General features: G+C 48.2%; 18 protein-coding genes. 15 read left to right on the top strand and 3 right to left on the bottom strand.

The genetic code is table 11. The features are described from left to right. Window positions 1-94: 94 nt before the first annotated feature. The 5 genes from V6668_RS20270 (at window position 95) to glsA (ending at window position 5,799) form a co-directional block, all read left to right on the top strand. A complete protein-coding gene (locus V6668_RS20270; RefSeq protein WP_036614944.1) occupies window positions 95-1,747 on the top strand; it encodes a sensor histidine kinase in 1,653 nt (550 codons plus the stop codon). A 10-nt stretch (window positions 1,748-1,757) separates the two neighbouring features. Beyond that, entirely contained in the window at window positions 1,758-2,558 is an 801-nt protein-coding gene (locus V6668_RS20265) for a LytTR family DNA-binding domain-containing protein (protein WP_338706533.1), read from the top strand. A 180-nt stretch (window positions 2,559-2,738) separates the two neighbouring features. After that, window positions 2,739-3,974, top strand: a complete 1,236-nt coding sequence (locus tag V6668_RS20260; RefSeq protein WP_036675050.1) for an L-lactate MFS transporter — start codon at window positions 2,739-2,741, stop codon at window positions 3,972-3,974. A 261-nt stretch (window positions 3,975-4,235) separates the two neighbouring features. After that, window positions 4,236-4,718, top strand: coding sequence for a GNAT family N-acetyltransferase (locus V6668_RS20255; protein ID WP_047843670.1), 483 nt, complete (start codon window positions 4,236-4,238; stop codon window positions 4,716-4,718). A 139-nt stretch (window positions 4,719-4,857) separates the two neighbouring features. Beyond that, window positions 4,858-5,799, top strand: coding sequence for a glutaminase A (glsA, locus tag V6668_RS20250; protein ID WP_036614565.1), 942 nt, complete (start codon window positions 4,858-4,860; stop codon window positions 5,797-5,799). Between the two features lie 215 nt (window positions 5,800-6,014). On the opposite strand, the gene V6668_RS20245 is transcribed toward glsA, so the two are convergent. Continuing rightward, window positions 6,015-6,356: a YolD-like family protein gene (locus V6668_RS20245; RefSeq protein ID WP_338706532.1), complete on the bottom strand. Its 342-nt coding sequence runs from the start codon at window positions 6,354-6,356 to the stop codon at window positions 6,015-6,017. Next, window positions 6,353-7,597 (bottom strand): DNA polymerase IV, encoded by a 1,245-nt coding sequence (locus tag V6668_RS20240; RefSeq protein WP_338706531.1) that lies wholly within the window; start codon window positions 7,595-7,597, stop codon window positions 6,353-6,355. The genes V6668_RS20245 and V6668_RS20240 overlap by 4 nt, the downstream gene beginning before the upstream one ends. 857 nt (window positions 7,598-8,454) lie before the next feature. Here V6668_RS20240 and V6668_RS20235 point away from each other — a divergent pair. The 6 genes from V6668_RS20235 (at window position 8,455) to V6668_RS20210 (ending at window position 16,834) form a co-directional block, all read left to right on the top strand. After that, window positions 8,455-10,683, top strand: coding sequence for a hypothetical protein (locus V6668_RS20235; protein ID WP_338706530.1), 2,229 nt, complete (start codon window positions 8,455-8,457; stop codon window positions 10,681-10,683). A 26-nt stretch (window positions 10,684-10,709) separates the two neighbouring features. Then, on the top strand, window positions 10,710-11,918 hold the full coding sequence (locus tag V6668_RS20230; protein ID WP_338706529.1) for a HEAT repeat domain-containing protein: 1,209 nt from the start codon (window positions 10,710-10,712) through the stop codon (window positions 11,916-11,918). A 22-nt stretch (window positions 11,919-11,940) separates the two neighbouring features. Further along, window positions 11,941-13,341 (top strand): glycosyltransferase family 2 protein, encoded by a 1,401-nt coding sequence (locus tag V6668_RS20225; protein ID WP_179088526.1) that lies wholly within the window; start codon window positions 11,941-11,943, stop codon window positions 13,339-13,341. Between the two features lie 238 nt (window positions 13,342-13,579). Next, window positions 13,580-14,383 (top strand): response regulator transcription factor, encoded by an 804-nt coding sequence (locus V6668_RS20220; RefSeq protein ID WP_338706528.1) that lies wholly within the window; start codon window positions 13,580-13,582, stop codon window positions 14,381-14,383. A 154-nt stretch (window positions 14,384-14,537) separates the two neighbouring features. Then, window positions 14,538-15,905, top strand: a complete 1,368-nt coding sequence (locus V6668_RS20215) for a nucleotide sugar dehydrogenase (RefSeq protein WP_076318928.1) — start codon at window positions 14,538-14,540, stop codon at window positions 15,903-15,905. 8 nt (window positions 15,906-15,913) lie between these two features. Then, window positions 15,914-16,834: a hypothetical protein gene (locus V6668_RS20210; protein WP_338706527.1), complete on the top strand. Its 921-nt coding sequence runs from the start codon at window positions 15,914-15,916 to the stop codon at window positions 16,832-16,834. 440 nt (window positions 16,835-17,274) lie between these two features. Here V6668_RS20210 and V6668_RS20205 read toward each other — a convergent pair whose 3' ends face one another. Then, window positions 17,275-18,147 (bottom strand): AraC family transcriptional regulator, encoded by an 873-nt coding sequence (locus V6668_RS20205; protein WP_338706526.1) that lies wholly within the window; start codon window positions 18,145-18,147, stop codon window positions 17,275-17,277. Between the two features lie 730 nt (window positions 18,148-18,877). On the opposite strand from V6668_RS20205, the gene V6668_RS20200 reads away from it, so the two are divergent. From V6668_RS20200 to V6668_RS20185, 4 genes are all read left to right on the top strand, one after another. Further along, entirely contained in the window at window positions 18,878-20,062 is a 1,185-nt protein-coding gene (locus tag V6668_RS20200) for an LLM class flavin-dependent oxidoreductase (RefSeq protein WP_051450048.1), read from the top strand. 216 nt (window positions 20,063-20,278) lie between these two features. After that, window positions 20,279-21,553, top strand: a complete 1,275-nt coding sequence (locus V6668_RS20195) for a sugar ABC transporter substrate-binding protein (protein ID WP_338706525.1) — start codon at window positions 20,279-20,281, stop codon at window positions 21,551-21,553. A gap of 3 nt (window positions 21,554-21,556) precedes the next feature. Beyond that, the gene (locus tag V6668_RS20190; RefSeq protein ID WP_017687487.1) at window positions 21,557-22,429 is read left to right on the top strand and encodes a carbohydrate ABC transporter permease; all 873 of its coding nucleotides are present in this window, start codon (window positions 21,557-21,559) and stop codon (window positions 22,427-22,429) included. 49 nt (window positions 22,430-22,478) lie between these two features. Then, window positions 22,479-23,294, top strand: coding sequence for a carbohydrate ABC transporter permease (locus V6668_RS20185; RefSeq protein ID WP_036674932.1), 816 nt, complete (start codon window positions 22,479-22,481; stop codon window positions 23,292-23,294). Window positions 23,295-23,391: the final 97 nt, after the last annotated feature.

Here is a 23,391-nt window from a genome sequence, read left to right as displayed (position 1 = left end):
TAATGTCCTGGATTTTAAGTCAAAAGGCGTGGCTGTGTCGATATGCATTTTATTTCAGACAGATGTGGAGGAAGTAGGATTGGAAATGTTTACGATGCTGCTAGGTTTATTTGAACGGGCGGCGCTGTTGATTATATTTTTATTCTTTCTGTCGAGGGTGCCAAGGTTTAGGCAGATTCTGCAAAAGGGGAAATTAAGGTGGCAGGAGTCTATTGCGGTTACCTTGTTATTCTGTGCTTTTGCCATTTTCGGGACATATACGGGCATTAATGTTGAAGGTTCACTGGTGAATGTGCGGATCATCGCCGTGTTATCGGGTGGTATTTTGTTCGGAGCGCCTGTGGGTATTATTACGGGTATTGTCTCCGGGGTGCATCGGTATCTGATTGATATGGATGGAGTCACAGCTATACCGTGTCTGATCACGAGTATCCTGGCAGGTCTGGTCTCTGGATATATACATAAGTACACGCCCAAGCCCAAGCGATGGATCATCGGTATTGGTGCTGGAATGATCTGTGAAGCGCTGACGATGTTATTAATCCTGTTATTTTCCTATCCTGATCCACTGGGTGCCGATATTGTTTCGAAGATTGCGCTGCCTATGATTCTGGGTGAAGTCAACATTGGGCTGATTGTGCTCTTGGTGCAAAGTGTTGAAGGGGAAAAGGAAATGATTGCAGCTCGTCAGGCGAAGCTGGCACTGGAGATTGCAAACAAAACCTTACCGTATTTCCGTTCGATTGATGAGGACTCTCTGCGCAAGATCTGCCGGATTATTCAGGAGGATATTCAGGCTGACGCGGTTGCAATTACGGATACCCGGAATGTACTGGCTTATGTAGGATTTGGCGAGGAACGATATCATATCGGTAATGAAATTATAAGTGAGATGACCAAGAAGACGATATCTAGCGGGGAGATTACGATCAGTAATGATGTGATTGATGAAAAAACACCCGATATCCACTCGCTGTTAATCATTCCGCTCAAAGAACGAGGAGATATTACAGGTGCGCTGAAAATCTATTATCGCAAAGCGTACAAAATTACGTATCCATTACAAACGATGGCTGTAGGTTTATCGCAGATCATCTCAACCCAGATGGAAGTATCGCGGGTAGAAGAGATCAAGGCTGCTGCCAACAAAGCAGAACTGCGTGCGTTACAGACAACCATTCACCCTCATTTTCTGTTTAATGCGCTAAATGCGATTGCTTCGTCCATCCGAACCAAACCGGATCGTGCCCGGGAGCTGATTGTGAACCTATCCGGGTACATGCGCTACAATCTGGAGCTGTCGGATGAGTTAATCGATATTCATAAGGAACTGGAGCAGGTCCGTAATTATGTAGAGATTGAGAAAGCTCGTTTTGGAAGCCGACTTAACGTGATCTATGACATTGATGAGGTCGCGGTGCATATTCCGAGTCTCGTTATCCAGCCGCTCGTCGAAAATGCAATTATTCATGGCATTCTCAAGGTCAAAGGACCCGGGACTGTTCGAATTCGGGTACAGGATTATCCGGAGTTTGTGCGAATCAGTGTCAGTGATACAGGAGCAGGGATCAGTGCAGATATCATTGAACGTGTTTACCATGACCGTATGCCTGGTAACCAGATCGGGCTATACAATGTGCATCGCCGGGTCAAGCTCATCTACGGACAAGGTGTAACCATTACACGGCTGGAACAAGGAACCGATATTTTATTTGATGTGCCCAAAGGAGATGTCGTAACAAGGTGATGATGGATCAATGAGAGCTCTTATTGTGGAAGATGAGATTTTGGCAAGTGAAGAATTGAATTATTTAATCCAGGAACATAGTCAGATTGAAGTGGTGGATCGCCTTGAAGATGGGCTGGATGTACTGAAGTTTTTGCAAGAACAAGAAGTTGATGTTATTTTTCTCGATATCAATATTCCCTCGCTGGACGGTATGATGCTGGCCCATCATATTGGAAAGTTTGCAACGAAACCCTACATTGTATTTACGACGGCGTATAAGGAACATGCAGCGGAAGCCTTTGAGTTGGAGGCGTTTGATTATATTCTCAAGCCGTATGACGAGAAACGAATTGCTGCGATGCTCCATAAGCTGGAGATGGCTTTCAAGCGTGATCATGCGCCGGTGGAGCAACATGTTGAGGATGGACCAGCCCCTACGGCGGACGGATCTGCTGCACAGGGAGATCTGTTACGAGAACGAGATACGAATTCCCATACAGACAGAAGAATTAATTTGCTGCGGAATGACAATATTATTGTTACGGATACGGCAGATATCTACTATGCGGAAGCACAAGAGAAAGTGACGAAAGTATATACCAAAAATGGGGAGTTCACCATGCCAGTGAGCATATCGGATTTTCACAGCCGTCTGCCACAGGATACGTTCTTTCGCTGCCACCGTTCGTACGTCGTAAATCTGTCGCAAATCCGTGAAATTGTACCTTGGTTCAACAATACGTATCTGCTCCGTCTGCGCGATTTGGAAGCTGAAGTGCCCGTGAGTCGTGGGAAGGTCAAAGAATTCAGGCAACTCATGCGCATCTAGAAGCATTTCATTCCGCATCTGATGCAACTCATGCTCAAAACGGTGTGATGAATCCCCTTTCATGTATGATTAGCTTGTGAACGCATTCATGTATATGACATCGGCAAAGGGGAGATCACGATGAAAGCAACAATTTCATCCGTTTCATCAACACCTGAATCAACTTCTGCACCTACAAAAATGAACCGCTGGCTTATTGTATTGGGGACCATCATTGTACAAATGGGTCTTGGAACCATCTATACTTGGAGTTTATTTAATCAACCGTTGTCTGATCGTTTCGGATGGGACGTCAGCTCGGTCGCGATAACTTTTTCAATTACCAGTTTTGCTTTGGCTTTTGCCACATTGTTTGCAGGCCGGTTGCAGGAACGTTGGGGTCTTCAGCGTCTGATCCGTGTAGCCGGGGTTGTGCTTGGACTGGGTCTGATTCTGAGTTCCCAAGTCACTTCGCTAACATTGCTGTACATTTTGGCTGGATTTGTCGTTGGTTTTGCAGATGGTACAGCGTATATTACGTCGCTGTCTAATCTGATCAAATGGTTCCCGGAGCGTAAAGGTCTAATCTCGGGGATCTCGGTCGGCGCCTTTGGTACCGGTAGTTTATTGTTCAAATATGTGAACACGGCATTGATTGGTGCCGTTGGTCCTGCTCAGGCATTTATGTATTGGGGCATTATTGTCCTTGTTCTGGTCGTTGCGGGTTCATTCCTGATCCGCGAAGCGGTTGTTCGTGAACAGGCTCCGGCAAGCAAGGAAGGATCCAAACAAGTCGTAGCACGTCATGATTACACGGTGAAAGAGATGCTGCGTACAAAAGAAGCGTACATGCTGTTTGTTATTTTCTTCACGGCGTGTATGAGCGGTTTGTATCTGATCGGTATTGTCAAAGATATCGGTGTACAACTCGCTGGACTTGATGTAGCTACCGCTGCGAACGCAGTGGCCATGGTTGCAATCTTTAACACGGCAGGACGTATTATTCTCGGTGCGCTGTCGGATAAAGTAGGACGAATGAAAGTCATCGCTGGTGCGCTGCTGGTTACAGCCGTAGCTGTCATGACACTTAGTCTGGTTCCACTGACCTTCGGGATCTTCTTCGCCTGTGTGGCGGCCGTTGCATTTTGCTTCGGCGGTAACATTACGGTATTCCCGGCGATTGTGGCCGATTACTTCGGACTGAAAAATCAGAGCAAAAACTATGGTGTGATCTATCAGGGATTTGGATTTGGTGCTTTGGCTGGATCATTCATCAGCGCCCTGCTGGGCGGATTCCATCTGACCTTCATCGTGATTGCTGTACTCTGCGCTGTCTCGCTGTTGCTCGCACTGATCATTACCCCTCCAGGTGAAGGTCGTCGTGCACGTCAACGTGAAAAACAGATGAACCTTAACCCTTCATCAAGGGCAAGCTAACAACATGCACTGGAAGTACGGAACTGAGGATATTTCTTCATCTTAAAAAGCAAATTAAAAAACAAAGTAAACAAAGCGGTCTCCAGTTGAGGCCGCTTTTTGGTATCTACAGTGTTCAGATTGCTGACTTAGTTGGCCTATCGGATCATCTGGCTGCCTGCAAGCGTGTTGCCTTGTGTGCATTCCATCATTCGCATCTGTTATACTCTAGGTGAATTCAACAAGACCAAGATAAGTTATGTACCCCAGAGGAGGCACATCATGAAGTTCATTAAATACACACAACCTGATTTTGATGATTATTATGCATTGGTTTCCAATATGGAAGTAATGAAACAGATTACAGAACGTGCAATACCGGAGCAAGAGGCGAGAACGCAATTTGAGTCCATGCTGGAGTTTAATGAGCGTTCCACTTGCGGACATTACCGAGTATATAGTGAAGATGGTGCCGGTGTGGCGTATGCCAAATTGATTCCGGATCAGGAGGACCCGACCAAGGCTGAGATAGGTTACATGATCCTACCTGAACATTGGGGCAAAGGTCAAGGCACATCCATTGCGTCACGGTTGATTATTCAGGCACAAGCCGCAGGGATTGGATCACTCTATGCAGTTATCGATCCGGGTAACGCTGCTTCTCGCCGGATCTTGACCAGACAGAACTTTGTATCCACCTGGACAGGTGATTACGATGGTCTTCCCGGTGAGATTTTGGAGTTAAATCTTCAAATGAAGCGGTAAAGGAACTATTTTGAGGGTAATCAGATAATATAGGGCATTTTGCATGAGATGGCTGGAACTCATTATCACCATGGTGCATGGGTTCACCCATGTACATTTCATGCAAGATGCTTATATAGAGATGTGGAGGAGATGACATATGAGCAATTCAACCATGGAACGTCTGAATGCATTGCTGCCGGAGTGGCTGGAGACCAGTCGTTTGCACACCGGGCAGGGTAAGGTGGCTTCTTATATCCCGGAGCTTGTCAAAGCCTCTCAGGATGAGCTTGGTATACATATCATGGACGCCGAAGGGAACTATGTGTCGGCAGGGGATTGCGGTGTCCCATTTACAATGCAAAGTATCTCCAAAGTATTTACCCTTATTCTGGCCTTAATGGACCATGGTGAAGAAGCAGTCTTCTTTAATGTAGGAAAAGAACCCACAGGCGACGATTACGATTCGATGATCAAGCTTGAACTAGTCGAACCCGGTATTCCGTTTAATCCATTAATCAATGCGGGTGCGATTACGGTGTCCTCGCTTGTTGGAGGAGACTGTAAGGAAGAGAAATCACGCCGCATTCTGGAGTTTTTCCGCAAACTGGCGAATAATGATCAGCTGGGCTATAACGAAGAGGTATTCCAGTCCGAATCGGAGAGCGGTCATATGAATCGTTCACTTGGCTACTTTTTGAAGCACAACGGGGTCATTAAGGATGACGTTGAAGACGTGCTTGCCGTGTATTTCCGTCATTGCTCCATTGAAGTGACGTGTGCAGATCTGTCTCGAATGTCACTCGTTCTGGCCTATAATGGAACAGATCCAATTACGGGAGAAGAACTCATCCCTCGTCGCTATGTTCAGATTGCCAAAACCTTCATGACCACCTGTGGTATGTATAATGCATCAGGCGAATTTGCCATCGAGGTTGGTTTGCCCGCCAAAAGTGGAGTATCCGGAGGGATATTGACCCTTGTACCGGGACAATTCGGCATAGGTCTTGTTGGCCCGGCTCTGAATCGCAAAGGCAACAGTATTGCCGGTGTGCATCTGCTGGAGCGTCTGTCAAAGGAATTTGACTGGAGCTTTTTCTAAGAAGTTTTTCAGAAAAAAAAGCTTTACCCTTATATGTAGCCGATGAATCACATATCTGATATTTTGCTTCTTTAGAACGAAGTGAATGGTCTGGATATGTCTCGTCGGCTGCTTTTGGTATTCACCTGGAAGTGTAGGAAGACAGTCCTGCATGGCAATGGCTATGCTGCATCTATCATGGAATATCCACAACATCGGGGTGGGTATATCTCCCTTCAGTCATCGGCTAGGGACACATCTGTAATGAGGTTCATCTGAATATCCCGGGACCCATCTTCTATCAGCAATCGGAGGGTACGGGCCGGACGGTCCATTCGAAGCACTTGCCCCGTGTAACGGATATCGTCATGTTCGTGAAACACGGTAATGGTGACCCTATCTCCAAGCATCATCGAGTTACTGAGCAAACGGGACATTTCTTCCGCGGCCTGGGCATCCAGGGATGGGCGGGTACGAGGAGCAAGTTGTTCCTGATGAAGAATGTAAGCTTCCCGGTGTTCGGGGAGCATCATACGTGAGGACTCGAAGATACCGTTTTGCTGCAATTTTTTACTCATTTATAATGACCTCCAATTTTATGAGAACGTTCATGGGCTTGCGCGGACGAGCAGAGGGAGGATGCCCGCATAATGGCGGTTTCTCCGTACCTGCGCTTGATATCATCCGTGGCACGTTCCAATTCTCTTTTACGTTCACGATCATCGAACCAGGACAGCTGTACTTCGGAATCAGGCACTAGTCCGGTCAGTGACACGCTGATGCGGCGGATGGGTAATCCGTCCCAATGGCGCAGGAACAGAGCTGCTGCCGCATCGTATACTTCATCCGTAATGTTGGTGGGTTCATTCACCTTCATCTGGCGGGAGAAACCGGTTGGCCGATCATAATCCTGTCCGCGACATCCAACCGAGACCACATGGCCCATGAGTGATTTGTCCCGGGAACGTCGACTGACGAGCTCCGCTAGTTCAAGCAGTACCACTTTGATATCTTCCCAGGAGTCATAGTCCTGGGGCAGCGTCATTTGATGTCCGATCCCCTGTTGCTGATGAGCATAGGTCCCGGGTTTGACCGGGGAATCGTCAATACCGCGAGCGATACGCCACAGTACCTCGCCATTCACCCCCCAACGTTCTCTTAGTCGGGACAGTGGGGTCTGGGCCAGATCACCAATGGTATGAATGCCCATCTTGTAGAGATGCTGCGCCATGCGGGAACCAACCATGAACATGTCTCGTACAGGCTTCTGCCAGATGGTGGACGGCAGATCTTTGCGAGGCAGCGTGCAGATGCCTCCGGGGACTTTTTTGGCATACAGATCGCAGGCCATCTTGCTAACGACTTTGGTATCACTGATGCCGATCCGAATGTATACACCCGTCTCATCCATCACCCTCGATTGAATGCTGCGCGCAATCGTCTCGGGACTGCCGAACAGATCCAGGCTTCCGGTGACATCGAGAAACTGTTCATCAATACTATAGGGTTCCACCAGATCGGTGTAAGACTGAAGGATACGCGTAATATGAAGGGATACCCGAATGTACTCGGCCATCCGGGGGCGAACAACAACAACATCTGGACATTTGGCGAGGGCTTCGCCCAGTCGTTCTGCTGTCGTAATTCCATAGGACTTGGCGAGTGGACAGGCCGCAAGAATAATACCCGAACGGCGCGCCGGATCTCCCGCGACTACGAGGGGGCGGTCCTTGTATTCGGGATGTGCAGACTTCTCCACACTGGCATAGAATGACTGGCAGTCTGCCAGCATGATGACACGTCTGTCTTGGCGAGGCATAAGACTTCTCTCCTTATTCGTGATGCTAAGCTCTTATGTTAAGAAGCAATTATTTTCATTTGAACATCGATAATTAACAGTTTATTTACAGTATGGAACAAGTGTTCTTGTTTTATAAGCATATCTGACAATTCGAAATGCGGCAACCGGAATTATTTTGCAAATTGGACACAATTATGGGTTAGCCATATTAGAGGCAGAAATTAGGAAATAAGATGTGCTTTTTTACATTTAATGTGAGAGATCTGTGACCTCTGGGTGATGACCGGGCGTTCATTTAGGTTTTTGTAAAAGGTTTATAAATGGGTACAGTCCTATAGAGGGGGACTGACGTCCTTTTTTGGTTTTCTGCATTTTTCAGAAAACCTTGATGTGACGCGGAATATCGCTGATGCGTTATCGGACTATAGTATCAATTTTGTAATCTTTATGGTTAATACTGTAAAAAGGTCCGCAACTTTAAATTATAACTCGCGTTTAATGGGGTATGTGTTCAAACGGCAAACGTTGCCTGTACCCGCGTTGCACATAACAATAAAGGTTCCAGAAGTGCAAGATCAGCAGGGTATCTAATCCATGCGATTCCAGCAAATATTAGCGTTTGGGAATCAGACGTATCCTGGAGGCTTTCGGGTGCTAGTTGATGGCGCTTTTTACGAATTATGGGCAGAATGTTCCATTTCATGTTTGCTTCCATCAGCCTAGTTACAAATGCAGAGTCTTAGCGCTATAGTGAGAACTACACCGCTGACATCTCTACCAAGCGGACATCCGAAGCGGAATGATTCGTAAACTTCATGTTGGAACATTCGATGTTGAAGCAGGATGCATATTAGAGAGGTGAGCAATCTAAAGACATGAGCAGACAAAGACGAAGACGCTGGCTATTAACGGTATTGACAGGAGCAGTGGTGGTGACCGGTGGGATATTTGCCGGATGGCACTATATGCAACCCAAGCTCGTTACGTACACAGCGGAGAACGGCACGGAGATGAAATTCAAGACTGATGGAGACCGGTTCATGGAATACGGGCCAGATGGAACGTGGAGGGAGATGTTCGTCAAAGGTGTCAACCTGGGCGCAACTTCACCGGGGCATTACCCGGGAGAATTCCCGCTGACCAAAGAGGATTACTTGCGGTGGTTCCAGCAGATCGAGGATCTGGGAGCCAATGTAATCCGGGTATACACGGTTCACGAACCGATTTTCTACTCCACATTAGTCGAATATAACCGCGGCCGGGAGCAACCGTTATATTTTATACAGGGCATATGGTCACCTGAAGAAGAGCTGATTGAGAAACAGGATGCCTATGCAGCCCATATTGAGCAGACGTTCAAGCAGGAGATTGAAAAGGCCGTATCTGCTGTCTATGGCGATGCGGACATTCCTGCCAAGCAGGGAGAGTCCAGCGGCAAATACAAAACGAATGCAGGAAAATACCTGATGGCCTGGCATGTGGGGACGGAATGGGACCCGGCAATGGTAGACAACACAAACGCAAAACATGCGGACGTGCCGCAGTACAAGGGAGTTCATTTCTCGGCGAGTCCAGAAGCGTCACCGTTCGAGAACTGGCTGGCAGAGCTGCTGGATCATACGGCGGTCCTGGAGAAGAAGTATGGGTGGGAACATCCGATGACCTTCACCAACTGGGTAACGACCGATGTGCTGGATCATCCCGGCGAGCCGCTGTATGAAGAGGATCTCGTCAGTGTGGATGCCCGACATATTCAGCCTGAGGCGTGGCAGGGAGGTTATTTTGCAGCCTACCATGTGTACCCGTATTACCCGGATCTGTTCCATATCGATAAAACGCTCCAAACCATCAAGGATGAGAACGGTGAGTACAACACGTACAAAAGTTATCTGCGCAAGCTGAAAGCCGAGTTTTCCGATATGCCTGTAATGATTACAGAGTATGGCGTACCCTCTTCTCTTGGTATTTCCCATCTGGGTATGGGAGGACGGAATCAGGGTGGACATAACGAAGTAGAGCAGGGAGATATTGACGCGTCACTGACGCAGGATATCTATGATGAAGGATACTCGGGAGCAATTGTGTTCATGTGGCAGGATGAATGGTTCAAAAAAACATGGAACACGATGCCACTGGAAATCCCGGCTGATCGCCGTGCATATTGGCTGAACGTGCTGACAAACGAGAAGATGTTTGGTCTGCTTGCCATGGACCCGGGTAAACAGGAACAGTTGACCATCGACGGATCACTGGATGACTGGGATGATCTGAAGGTTGAAGAGGTCACGACCTGGCAGGGCCAAGTGGACGGCATTCAGGAAATGAAGATGACTCATGATGAAGCCTATCTGTATATTGGGCTGACCTTGGATCAACCGTTTGACCCGGAGAAGACAGTGCTGCGAATTGGTACAGATACACTTGCTGGAGGCAGTCAGCCTGACAAGTTACTCCCGGGCCGGACACTCAGTGATGGTCTTGAGACAGTGATTACACTGGGGCAGGATGAAGAATCACAGGTGGAGATTGCCAAGGATTATGACTTTAATCAGCGTCTGTATGGCAAGGATGGATACGATATGCTGCCAGATCAGCAGTCAGATTCCGCAGATAATCCGTTCCACCCATGGAATCTGGCAGTTAGCCTGAGGATGACACCGCCGGATACCCGATCTGCTCAACCGTTCATGAATGAAAAGGTCGGAACATTGAAACGGGGAACGACAGCTCCCGGTCAGTCAGATACGGATTCATTAACGGCATGGCAGTATAACGGCAATCAAGTGGAGATGCGAATTCCCTGGATGCTGCTTGGGTTCGGTGATCCGAGTTCGCTGCATGCGATCGACTATGGACCGCTCAAGAATGGACGTGAGTTCTCCACAGTTGCTGTGGAAGGCGTTACCCTCATTCCGTGGTTAACGGACCGCGCCACGAAGAACGTATCTTGGCCCGGGGGTGAACAGACGACCCTGGATCTGAATACATTGCCGGTATATAGCTGGCAGCCTTGGGAGCAGGTGCAGTATAGTGAACGCCTGAAGCTAAGCTACGAAAAAATGAAGAAGAGTTATGAAAAAATTCCTAGTTTTCAGATCGAATAAATGAGTATAAAGGAGGACCTTTTCACATGTTTCCAAGTTTGGCTTTGGCCTATCTGTTTTTGTACATCTGTATCGCACTTGTTGTTGTAGGCGTCATCGTATTGTTTGCCATGAAAATGTCCCACAATGGCAAACGACGCAAGACGGCGTTCTATGAATTGAAGCAGCGTGACTACTTCACCTATCTGCAAACAGCCTTGACTGAGAATAGTCCACTCAGATTGCCACCAGGCAAACTGGCTCCGCTGGAACGCAGAGTCATTCAGGACAGACTGATTGAATGGATCGACCAGTTCAAGGGTGAGTATCGCGACAAATTAATTGCACTGTGCCGTGAAGCAGGATTCGTAGAGCATGATCTGAAGGAACTGGGCCGTCTGCGTTACGGTCGCCAGGTTGATGCGGCTTATCGCTTGGGTGGCATGCGTTGTCCCGAAGCCGTTCCGGGTTTGATGGAATTGCTGAAGGATGAGAAACCGGGCCCGATGGCCATTATGATTGGTCGGTCCATCTCCAGATGTACGACTCGGCAAGGTGAACTGAAAGACATGCTGGCGTTGCTGTTAACCAAAGGTAAGTCCATTCACCATCTGGCAGCAGATATTCTGCTCGAAACGAGTCTGGATACGAGCAGAATTCTAATCGAATTGCTGGAAGACCGGAATCCTGATTTTGTCAAAGTCGGACTGGTTGCCATGTGGGGGCAGGCTGTACCTGAAGTGATGCCTGCACTCGACAGACTGGTAGGCGCAGAACATCAGGATGTACGTGCCGAGGCGGTGAAGCTGTATCTTAGCGCAAGTCCGGCACTCCGGGATGAGACAATCCTGAAGCTGATCCAGGACCCCGATCCGGAAGTTCGCGCCGAAGTGGTACAAGCGCTTGGTTACAAGCATGCATCTGGCAGTATTCCATTACTGCGCAAAGCGCTGCGGGATGAAGACTGGAGAGTTCGTTATAACAGTGCGGAGAGTCTGAGCAAGCTCGGCGAACCGGGATTCGAAGCGCTGTGTCAGGCTGCGGTGCAAGGTACAGTTGCTGAGCGCGAGATTGCGATGCAGCAGATTGAGAGTACCATGCAGCATACGAGAACCGATGACAGAGCTGTAGAGCAGATGATTGCACATAACAAAAAAAGACTGCTGTACGATCGCTATTTTGGCCCTGTACGAGAGAACAGAACAAGCAAGAAGCGCACAGGTGTCGCTACGGTAGGAGGGGATTACACTGCTTAGGGATCTACTATTAATCTACGGCATGGTCGCAATCTACTATGTTGTTTTTGTAAATACACTCTATTTTTCCATTCTGGCCTTATCGTTCCGTAACATCTGGACGATCTTCCGGCGGTCGCATTATTCCAAATACAATACATTGTCAGGCTCGGAACTGGTGCCTTCCGTTTCTCTGCTGGTACCGGCATACAACGAGGAACTGACGATTATTGAAAATGTGAACTGTCTGATGACGCTGAATTATCCAACGTATGAAGTCATTGTGGTGAATGATGGCTCCAGTGATGCGACACTGAATATCCTGTTGAAAGAATATCGTCTGAAGCCAGTACCCAATACGAAGATTCGGGGCAAGATCGCCTGTCAGAAAATTCGTGGGATCTACCATAATCCGGAGTTCCCGGATCTGTATGTCATTGACAAGGAAAACGGCGGGAAGGCCGATTCCCTCAATGCCGGGATCAACCTGTCCCACTATCCGTTGATCTCTTCGATCGATGCTGACTCGTTGCTGGAAAAGGATGCTCTGATCCGCATGGCACGGATGTATATGGAGAATCCGGAAGAGACGGTAGCCATCGGTGGAGATGTAAGGATCGCCAATGGCTGCAAAATTGAAAACGGAGCAGTGCAAGATGTATCGCTGCCACGCAAGATCTGGCCCATGTTCCAGTCGATTGAATATCTCAAAGCCTTCCTGGGCGGACGGATTGGCTGGAGTCACATGAACGGTCTGATCATTGTCTCCGGTGCCTTCGGTATGTTCCGTAAGGACGCTGTTATCGCCGTAGGTGGATACCGGGATGGTTATCCTGGGGAAGACATGAACATCATCATCAAACTTCACCGTTACATGCTGGAAAACAAATTGAAATATCGCATTGCCTTCTGCCCTGAGGCCGTATGTTGGACGCAGGCACCGGATTCCTACCGGATCTTGTCCAGTCAGCGTAAGCGCTGGGGCCGCGGGAATCTGAAGAACATGATCGAGAATCGTGGCATGTTGTTCAATCCGAAATATAAGGTTATGGGTATGGTGACCATGCCATATAACGTCCTTTTTGAAGCGCTCAACCCGTATTTCCGGATTACCGGACTTCTGGCTCTCGCTGGATATGTCCTTCTGGATATGACGCAATGGCCGATTCTGGTTCTGTTCGGACTGCTGAACTTTGTGAGTGGTTATCTGCTGAGTGTAGGCGCACTTGTCCTGGAGGAGATTGCTTTCAAGCGTTACAACAAACTCTCCGATCTGGTCAAAATGCTGGTCTACTCCGCGCTGAAATTCGTGGGTTACCACCAGCTCGGCGTATTGTGGAGGTTGCAGGGACATGTGCAGTTCATGCAAAACAACAACTCATGGGGTACCATGACACGTCAAAGCTGGTCTGAGGATGAGAAGAAAACAAGCGAAGCCGCTTAAGTAAAGAATAATCAAAGCAATTATATGTCCAACTAGACATTTACACGATAACGGAGAGGGCAGAAAAAGCCTGAAGAAGCGAAGCGTTCGCCTTTATTCCCGGATTTCCCCTTGTATAAAGGAATCAAAAAATCTGGGAATAACAGTGATCGAAAGGCTGTTCTGTCATCGGAGTGTCAGTGTAAATATCAATTAGTTGAACTTATATAGATAATCGAGGAGAAGGGTGGAAAAGAACATGCCAAATACGGCGACATTGCAGCGTGAGGCTGCCGTTAATGTGTACCGAAGTGTAGAACAGGGATTGAAGGAAACGGGTGCCGAAACATGCGGCTTAATGTTCATCCATTGTGCAGGAAACTCTCAACCTGAGCAGCAGGTCAGGACACATCTGGAGCAGACGAGCGGGACAGCCTTCCAGGTGTGGAAGGATGGGGCCACTCAGGCGATTGCTGTCCTGCTGCCAGGGTTGTCACTGGATGAGGTTCACTATGAAGGACTTCGGATCAAACATGAGCTGCAAGAGATTGTACCCGGTGCCGATCCACAGATTACACTGGCCAGTTTCCCGGAAGGGGAGCGCCCTTCGAAGGCAACTATTCAGCATATGGCTGAGTCCTCGAAGCTCGTAGATTCGTCGGAGATTCATATCTACACGCTGGACAATACGGCGGACGAGCCGGAACGCATTTTGATTGTGGACAACGACCCTACGGTACGCGAATTCCTGCAGTTGCGACTGAAGATGCAGGGCTACGAAACCTATGAAGCTGTCGATGGACTGGCTGCACTGGAGTTGATCGAGAAAGTCACACCGGACCTGGTGCTCACCGAGCTGAATCTGTATGGCATCGACGGTCTGCCGTTCATCCATCATATCCAGAATCTAGAGATGGAGCAGCCACCCAAAATTGTCGTGTTGACCGAGCAACGTGTCGAGCAGACGATCAGTCAATGTTTCCGCAGCGGAGTGGATGATTACATGACCAAACCGTTCTCACCTGTAGAGCTGGATGCCCGAATCAGACGCTGCCTGCATTAGAAGACGGCTTGAATAAGCTGATTGTGTGAAGTGCAAAGTAAGAGCTTTTTTTACACTATGAATCAGATAGATTAGAGCAACATTTAGAGCACAGACACTCATCTATTTATATGGATTTTAAGCACCACCAAATACACTGCCCGGAGGGAATATCATGGAGAATCAACAATTCCACACATTACTGAATGCGATTGAAAATAAAGAAGCTGTACTCGGCGTTGTCGGGCTCGGTTACGTAGGACTTCCACTTGCCGTGGAAATGGTCAATCAAGGTTTCACGGTAATCGGAATTGATCTGGATGCGTCCAAAGTAGAAAGTATCTATCAAGGAGATTCCTATATTCACGATATTTCGTCTGATGAGTTGAAAAAAGTAATGCAAAGTGGTCGTTTCCAGCCAACGACAGATTACAGCATGCTGCGCGTGATCGACGCACTTAGTATCTGCGTACCGACACCTCTTAGTGAGAATCAGGACCCTGATACGTCTTACATCGAGACCGTTGTGGATCAGATCAAACTGCACATGAAACCAGGTATGCTGATTACCTTGGAGAGCACCACTTATCCAGGTACCACCGAAGAACTGATCCAGCAGCAGCTGGACAAGATCGGACAAGAAGCAGGTAAAGACTATTTCCTCTGCTTCTCGCCTGAGCGTGTGGACCCGTCGAACGGACGTTTCACCACATTTAATACACCGAAAGTAATCGGGGGTACAACCGAAGCTTGCTTGAAACTCGGAACAGCACTGTATAGCAAATACGTAGAAACCGTAGTACCAGTATCTTCGCCAAAAGTGGCTGAGATGTCCAAACTGCTGGAGAACACATTCCGTAGCGTGAACATTGCCTTTGTAAATGAAATGGCGATGATGTGCGACCGTATGGGTATCGATATCTGGGAAGTTATTGACGCGGCGGCAACGAAACCATTTGGTTTCATGCCATTCTATCCAGGCCCAGGCATCGGTGGACACTGCATTCCACTTGATCCGATGTACCTGTCATGGAAGGCCAAAGGTTTCCGTTTCTATAGCAAATTCATTGAGCTGGCGCAATCCACCAATGACAACATGCCATATTATGTATTGAACAAAACGTCAACGATTCTGAACGAATACGCTAAATCCGTACGTAAATCCAATATTCTGCTCCTCGGCATGTCGTACAAGCCTAATATTGCCGACTTGCGTGAATCACCTGGACTGGAAGTATATGAACTGTTCAAGGAAAGTGGAGCTAACGTTAGCTACTACGATCCACATGCGGATTCCTTCCAGGATAAACATGGCGAGACCGTACACAGCGAAGCGTTCAATCTGGAGCAGTTCAAGAAGTACGATTGCATCGTGCTGATCACCAACCACAGCGATTTGCCTTACTTTGATATTGCCGAGATGGGTGTACCGATTCTGGATACACGTAATGCGTTCCGTTCATACACACATCCGCATATCTACAAGATTGGTCACTCGGTACAGCATCCTGTGCTTGAGCCAAGTGAAGCGTTGCTCGTCTGAGGAAATATATGAGGCAACGGGGCAAGCTGGTGGGTATGGCGAAATGGGCTATTCTGGCTGTGGTGTTGTGCCTGCTGCTTCTGTCCTGGATGTTCAAATGGTTCTCGGCAGAGGAACACAAAGCGACCTGGCTGTGGGACGCGTCCATTATTGCAGAGCAGACACCTGAGATTATTGCTTTCTCCAAAGAACAGGGCGTGGATACCATCTTCCTGCAAATCCAGGATGAGGTGCCTGACGCAACATACCGCAAATTCATTGCGGCTGCCCGACAGGCTGAGATTGAAGTGCATGGACTTAACGGTCATGCAGACTGGGCCTATGAGGAGAAGCGGGATGAAGGACTTGCTTTTATCGAGCGAGTAAGAGCATACAATGCAGCTTCGGCCAAGAATGAACGCTTCCAAGGTATCCAACTGGATGTGGAGCCGTATCAGTTGAAGCGCTGGGAGAACGAGGAGAGCAGCGTCATTGCAGAGTGGCAGAACAACATGAAGGCCTGGACAAAAGCCGGCGAGGATGCCGGACTGTACATGAGCGCTGCCATTCCGTTCTGGCTTGATGCCCGTCAGTCGGCTGAAGGAGGTACATTCAGTCGCTGGGTGATCTCCCACTTTGATGCGGTGGCCATTATGGCTTACCGGGATAGTGGGCAGCAGATGTATGATCTGTCCAAGGAAGAACTGGACGAAGCGGATGATCTCGGCAAGAAAGTCTGGATTGGAGCGGAACTCGCGGATACACACGAGGGGGATCACCTGACCTTTTTCCGTAAACCGGTTAGCAATATGAATGAAGAGATGGCAAAGGTGTTTGATCTCGGTTCCTCTCATTCTTCTTTTGCAGGTGTGGCAGTGCATCATTATGAAGCATGGTATGCGAAGGAGAACGGTATTCCGCTTGCGCGCAAGAATGAGGAGAAGGAATAGCGTACGTCAACGTAAAAAAAGTTCTTGGTTTCGAGTACGTGCGTTAAGACTATAGTATTGAAAGAAGGCAAGTCCCGAGTAGATGGGGCTTGCCTTTTTTGGTGGTGGATCTATATAAATTGAACTAAAGAAAATTTACACTTGCCACTCCGATGACAGAACAACCTTCTGATCGCTGTTATCCCCAGATTTTTTATATTCGGCTCTACAAAGGAGAAAATCTGGTGATAAAGGCGAACGCTCCGCTTCTTCAGGTTATTTCTGTCCTCTCCGTTCCCGTGTAAATGTTTAGTTCAATTTATATAGTAATGGGTTTTGCAGCACTATGATGTGCAGGATATGACACTTAGGCGTTCATTGCAATTTAGTAGACGCGGTATCGTACACAAGTCAGGGTACACGAGACTGAGTTATAGGCTGGGGAGCGAAAGGTCGCTCCCTCATTCTTTCGTGCTCTCCGCTGTCCGATAGCGATTGGGCGGCAAACCGACTTGCTTTTTGAACGCTTTGGAGAAGGAGAACAAGTCCGGGTAACCTACGGAATGAGCCACTTCGGTTAAACTTAGGGGCGTCTGCACGAGTAGACGTTTCGCCTGATTCATTTTCAATTGTTGGATATATTGCACAGGGGAGAGACCATAGGCTTTGCGGAACTGTTTGGCAAAATGGGTTCGATCCACACCCGCATGAGCGGACACACCTTCCACGGAGATGCCGCCTGCAAAATGAATGTCCATGTATTCCTTGCCTTTCTGGAGCCAAGGCGTGGCTGAATCCGGTTGCAATCCTTTGGTTGCGGGTGACCGGGCAATTCGGTCGAAGAGGTTTAGAAATCGGGTGAGTCGTCCCAGATCACTCGCTCCGTCCTGCGGTTTACGAACATCCTCCATGAACGAGCGCATGGCACTTGCAGTCTCCGGGGTCAGTACACCTGAACGGTACGGTGAGTCGGGTGTAAGTCCAATTCGAGACAGTAGCTCGGCTGCATGTGCGCCGTCAAAGGCAATAAATATTTTCTGCAACGTATCCTCGAGGTCCGTCCAGTACTCATGGGTAACATGTGGAAACAGACAGAACGCATCCCTGGCACGAAGGGCGTGACGCTGTCCGTTCTGTATGAATGTACCTTCCCCCTCCAGCACAAATAGCAAATAATAATAAGGTGTCGTACGAGGTCCAATATGATAGTTGGTCTTGGCTATATTACGGCCGATGCGGATCGGCCAGGCGCCACCAGCTTTCTCGAATTCAGATGGAGTGAAGAAAATAATATCCAAAAACTCATGGTGGTCCTCCTTCATGCTCTCGGTCATCAGGAACACCTCTTTATTGTATAAGTATCGTTTGTACATTCTAAAAGTTTCACTTATAGATGTAGTTCAAAAAGTCCACTTTTGATTACGAATCATGCCAAGTGGCATTATCAACATCGAAGCTGAAATTCAGCCGAAATAAGCGGGAGACTTACGAAGTATGTTTCCTTTGGAAACATTGTGGTTGCTCACGTAGTTTTCCTACGCTCCACTACTCCATTTCTAGCTTCATTCCATCTTCTCGGTACTGAAAACCAGACTTTTGAACATGTATTTAAACCTATTATACAGGTGGGTTTTATATATATTCAAGATCAGGAAGACCTAAATCTGAGAAAAGACCACAAAATGACAAAATAAAATTGCCGCGAAATGACATTGCTCACAGACAAATCAATTGATATGATGTCCATACCTATTAAACCAAGTTAATTAATCGGCATTTGGATATGTGCTTTGAAAATGAATTAGAAATTAGGCACACTTTAAAAATCAATTTCAACCAGTGCAAACGTAGTGGAGGGGACGAAATCGATTCTGAAGAAACGTAGTGTTCACCTTTATCTCCGGATTTCCCCTTAGAAAAGGGGATCAAAAAATCTGGAGATAACAGTGATCGTAAGAACGATTCGTAACCGGAACGGCCAAGTTGCAGAACAGTGATCTTTTTTTAACATGAGACTTTATTTATTCATAGAAGGGATTGACTTTTGTGAGCGAACAGGAAGAAATGAAGTTTGGATGGTTTTTGCCTACAGCAGGGGATGGTAAGTATGTAGGGGTTGCACCGGAGCGGGAGCCAAGTTTGGATTATCTGGTCGATGTGGCACAGACGGCGGAGAAGGCAGGATTCGAATTTGTACTGATTCCGACAGGGGGAGCCTGTCTGGACGCGTGGGTGGTCGGCTCAGCTGTGATGAGTCACACGAAGACATTGCGTCCCCTTGTCGCCATTCGCCCGGGATTGGTTACACCCGTACTCGCTGCACGAATGGGAGCGGCACTGGATCAGCTCTCTGGTGGTCGCGCCATGATCAATGTGGTGACAGGCAGTTCTGTTCGAGATCTGGAGGAACTCGGCGATCCACTGGCACATGCGCATGATGAGCGGTATGTGCGGGCGAGCGAGTATATGGAAGTCATGAAGCGTTCATGGACCCAATCGACAGGACTAAATCTGACGGAGTTTGCAGGAAGTGGTTCAAAATCTGGCGCAGATGCACCCAGTGATCCCAATCCTGAATTCAACGGCCAGTATTATAATTTCAAAGGACCGGTAGGCATGCCGGAGACGGTGCAAAATCCACATCCACCATTTTATCTGGGAGGAAGTTCTCCGATAGCGAAGAAGGTCGCCGTAGAACATGCGGATACGTTCCTCATGTGGGGTGAGCCCCATGACTGGATTCAGGAGCAGATTGAAGAGATTGAGGTCATCCGACAGCAGGTGAAAGAGGAGACCGGACAAGATCGTCAGCTCCGTTACGGCATGCGTGCTCAGGTACTCATTCGGGATACCGAAGAAGAAGCATGGGCAGCAGCTTGGGAGATTATTAGCAAAGTACCACCAGAAGCGATTGAGAAAGCCAAAGCCGCTTTTGCCGAGACGGATGCAACCAACCAACGCAGACAGAACGAGTTACGTGAACTGTCCGAGAAGCAGCAGTTTGTCGTAGGTCCCAACCTGTGGACAGGCTTGTCCGTTGTGCGTTCCGGCGGTGCGATCCTTATTGTAGGTACAGCCGAACAGGTCTCAGAGCGTTTGATGGAATATGGAGATCTCGGCGTTACGACTTTTATTCTGTCCGGTTACCCGCATCTGGAAGAGGCCGAAATCTTCGGACGGACCGTGATGCCTATCATTCGCGAAAAATGGAAAACAAGACAGAAGCAGCATCAAGTTACTACTAACTAAGTAAGTTCAACTAATCTTTTTATACGAAAACGGAGAGGGCAGAACCGATCTGAAGAAGCGGAGCGCTCGCCTTTATACCCGGATTTTAACCATTGAAAGAAATGATTCAAAGAAATCCGGGGATAACAGCGATCGGAAGATGGTACTGCACTCGGAGTGCCCCGTGTAAAAACTTTCGTGCAACTTACATTAATCATCCTCAGGAGGTCGTCTTTCATGAAAAAAAATAAAAAATTGATCCTGCCGCTTGTCAGTATGCTGGTGATGTCCATCCTGCTGTCAGCTTGTGGCGGTGGGGATAACGCGTCATCTGGAGAGAACGGCTCCTCGGGTTCAGGCAAAGTTACGATCAGCTTCATGCACTGGCGTGGAGAAGATGTGGAAGCATTGAATAAGAGCATTGACGCATTTGAAAAAGAAAATCCGAATATTAACGTGGAGATGCAGACACTGCCCTCCGATCAATACCAATCCACTGTTCAATCCAAAATCAGTGACGGTTCGGTAGGGGATGTATTTGCTTCCTTCCCGGGTGCACAGTTCGAAGCTTTCACCAAAGCCGGCTTGTTCACGGATCTGACCGGATCATCGTTTCTGTCGGCCTACAATTCAAAGCTGATTGAATCAGGACAGCACGATGGCAAGCAATATGCGATCCCGTATCAACTCGTATATAACGATCCAATCTATAACGTAAAACTGTTTGAACAATACGGCTTGACGCCACCAACCGATTGGGAAGGCTTCTTGGCACTTTGCCAGAAGCTGAAAGACAATGGCATCATTCCGATTGCCTTTGCCGGAGCGGACATTGGCCCAGGGCAATTCATGAATACAATGGTGATGAACAATGCACCGAGTGACGACATTTTTACCAAAGTAGAAGCGGGCGAAGCCAAACTGACGGATGAGTTTTGGGTGAAAACATTGACTCAAATCAAGGAACTGAACGATAAAGGTTACTTCCAGCAGGATGCACTGGGTACGAAAGACCCTGCGGCTGGAGCGCTGTTTATTCAAGAGAAAGCAGCCATGCTGGCGAGCGGATCATATCAATTGGCACAGAACAAGCAGCAGAATCCTAATCTGGAGCAAAAACTGCTTGCACCGATTACAGTAAGTGCAGATCAAGCGAAGTATGAAGGAGTGCATACTACTACGTTCATGCTCGCGGTGAACAGCAAGTCAAAACATCCGGAAGAAGCGAAGAAGTTCCTCGAATTCCTTAGCAATCCCGATGTAGCGAGTGACTATGCCAACCAAACGGGACAAAATGTAACGGTGAATGATGTGAAGTACGATACGCCTGAGCTTCAGGTAGCCGGAGAATGGGCAACCAAAAAGACCGTGTTCCAGCCACGGTTCACCATCCTGAACGGAGACAATCAAAAAGCAGTAACCAACTCCATTCAGGCTGTACTGAGCGGCACTTCTCCGGAAGAAGCAGCACAGCAGGCACAAGCGATCATTGATCAGCATATCGGGAAATAAACGATGAAAAACCGTCTTCAGCTATCCCTGTTTCTGATCCCCGGGTTGCTGCTGTACGTTGGATTGTTCGTATTTCCTACATTGACGGGGCTGTTCTATTCCTTTACGGACTGGGATGGGGTATCCCCGTCGTATGCATTTGTAGGGCTGGATAATTACAAGGACAGTCTCAGCAGCATCGTATTCCGCAAAGCCTTTGGCAACAACGTGGAGTTCATGTTAACAGTTGTTATTGCACAAACCTTTATATCACTTGTCTTGGCGCTGCTCCTGGTACGCAATACCAAGACACGCATTGTGCTTCGGGCATTGTATTTCCTGCCTGCGATTCTGTCCTCCGTATCGGTTGGACTGATCTGGGCATTTATGTATGATCCATCTATCGGACTAATCAACTATGGACTGAATGAAGCGGGCATGAGCAGCATCGCTCGTAACTGGATTGGTGATCCCAAGATCGCCATCTATTCCATCGCTGCGGTACAAGTCTGGGCCCATGCCGGACAGATGATGATTGTATTCATCGCAGGTCTGCAAGGCATCCCGGCAGAACTGTATGAAGCGGCTCGCATGGATGGCGGCAGCAAATGGCAGGTATTTCGTACCGTGACCTGGCCACTGCTGGCACCTTCGGCAACGATTGTTGTGGCCTATACGACGATTCAGTCGTTCAAGGCATTTGACCTCATTTTCACAATGACGGACGGAGGGCCGAACTACGCAACTGAAATTTTGACAACATATATCTATCATACCGCCTTTGGCAGCTATTCATTTGGTCTGGCTTCTGCCGGTTCCATGATCTTCCTGGTGTTGCTCGCGCTCTTGACGCTGTTGCAGTTCAAGGCACTGCGTGCCGACCGGGTAAGTTATTGAGGTTGATGTTGGAGCATTCATCCTGCAATCGAGGCAGAAGGGAGTTCACATGTTTTTAAAATGGTTCAATCGCCTGATCTTATTGGTGTACGCGCTGCTGATTCTGGTGCCGCTGTACTTTGTGTTTGTATCCTCGTTCAAAACAAGCAGCAATTTCTTCACCAGTCCATTCAGCTGGCCGGACCCGTTTACGTGGGATAACATCACTGGCATGTTCCGCAATCAGCCGATGTGGCAATATTTCGGAAACAGTCTGGTCGTGACGCTTGGTACGGTTGCCATTGAGTTATTGCTGAGTAGCATGATTGCTTACGCCATTGTCCGCTGGGGCGGCAGTGTAGGCAAAATTGTATTTGCTCTGTTCGTAGCAGGGTTGATCGTTCCATCCCAGGTGAGTATGCTGCCGATCTATTCCCTTACGCGTACCCTCGGCTGGTCGGACAGTCTCACGGGCCTGATTGTCGTATCCGCGGCTATGCTGATGCCTGTCTCAGTATTTATGCTGACAGGTTTCATGCGCATGCTCAATTCGGAGATTCTGGAAGCGGGCAGTATGGATGGGGCCAGCGAATGGAGACTCTATACGCGGATTGCACTGCCACTGGCTGCACCTTCGCTGGCGGCAACGGCTACGTTCCTGCTCGTCATGGTATGGAATGACTTGCTTATTCCGATGCTGATGCTCAGCAGTAAGTCCAAGCTCACTTTACCGCTCGCACTTATGCAGTTCCGCGGGGAATACGTGACGAACTATCCGATGATGCTTACAGGTGTGCTGGTAACGGCCATTCCGATGATCGCGTTGTTCCTTCTACTCCAGCGTTACTTTGTAGCAGGTCTGACAGCGGGTTCACTCAAGGGGTAAGGTATCGCAGAAATCGGAAGGAAAAGCTTATTTTGCATTGATTTCTGGAGCATTCTGCATAATAATGATTTAGTGTCAGAATGACTACATAGAGATC

The sequence above is a fragment of the Paenibacillus amylolyticus genome, from assembly GCF_036894225.1.
Classification (GTDB): Bacteria; Bacillota; Bacilli; order Paenibacillales; family Paenibacillaceae; genus Paenibacillus; species Paenibacillus amylolyticus.
Note: the sequence above shows the minus strand (reverse complement) of the source record. Positions and strands in the feature narration are given on the sequence as shown.

Coding starts and splice junctions, on each gene's coding strand:
- glsA (WP_036614565.1), top strand. CDS start 4,858: ATGAGCAATTCAACCATGGAACGTCTGAATGCATTGCTGCCGGAGTGG.
- V6668_RS20245 (WP_338706532.1), bottom strand. CDS start 6,356: ATGAGTAAAAAATTGCAGCAAAACGGTATCTTCGAGTCCTCACGTATG.
- V6668_RS20205 (WP_338706526.1), bottom strand. CDS start 18,147: ATGACCGAGAGCATGAAGGAGGACCACCATGAGTTTTTGGATATTATT.
- V6668_RS20235 (WP_338706530.1), top strand. CDS start 8,455: ATGAGCAGACAAAGACGAAGACGCTGGCTATTAACGGTATTGACAGGA.
- V6668_RS20210 (WP_338706527.1), top strand. CDS start 15,914: ATGAGGCAACGGGGCAAGCTGGTGGGTATGGCGAAATGGGCTATTCTG.
- V6668_RS20230 (WP_338706529.1), top strand. CDS start 10,710: ATGTTTCCAAGTTTGGCTTTGGCCTATCTGTTTTTGTACATCTGTATC.
- V6668_RS20190 (WP_017687487.1), top strand. CDS start 21,557: ATGAAAAACCGTCTTCAGCTATCCCTGTTTCTGATCCCCGGGTTGCTG.
- V6668_RS20185 (WP_036674932.1), top strand. CDS start 22,479: ATGTTTTTAAAATGGTTCAATCGCCTGATCTTATTGGTGTACGCGCTG.
- V6668_RS20215 (WP_076318928.1), top strand. CDS start 14,538: ATGGAGAATCAACAATTCCACACATTACTGAATGCGATTGAAAATAAA.
- V6668_RS20220 (WP_338706528.1), top strand. CDS start 13,580: ATGCCAAATACGGCGACATTGCAGCGTGAGGCTGCCGTTAATGTGTAC.
- V6668_RS20265 (WP_338706533.1), top strand. CDS start 1,758: ATGAGAGCTCTTATTGTGGAAGATGAGATTTTGGCAAGTGAAGAATTG.
- V6668_RS20225 (WP_179088526.1), top strand. CDS start 11,941: ATGGTCGCAATCTACTATGTTGTTTTTGTAAATACACTCTATTTTTCC.
- V6668_RS20240 (WP_338706531.1), bottom strand. CDS start 7,597: ATGCCTCGCCAAGACAGACGTGTCATCATGCTGGCAGACTGCCAGTCA.
- V6668_RS20255 (WP_047843670.1), top strand. CDS start 4,236: ATGAAGTTCATTAAATACACACAACCTGATTTTGATGATTATTATGCA.
- V6668_RS20195 (WP_338706525.1), top strand. CDS start 20,279: ATGAAAAAAAATAAAAAATTGATCCTGCCGCTTGTCAGTATGCTGGTG.
- V6668_RS20200 (WP_051450048.1), top strand. CDS start 18,878: ATGAAGTTTGGATGGTTTTTGCCTACAGCAGGGGATGGTAAGTATGTA.
- V6668_RS20270 (WP_036614944.1), top strand. CDS start 95: ATGCTGCTAGGTTTATTTGAACGGGCGGCGCTGTTGATTATATTTTTA.
- V6668_RS20260 (WP_036675050.1), top strand. CDS start 2,739: ATGAACCGCTGGCTTATTGTATTGGGGACCATCATTGTACAAATGGGT.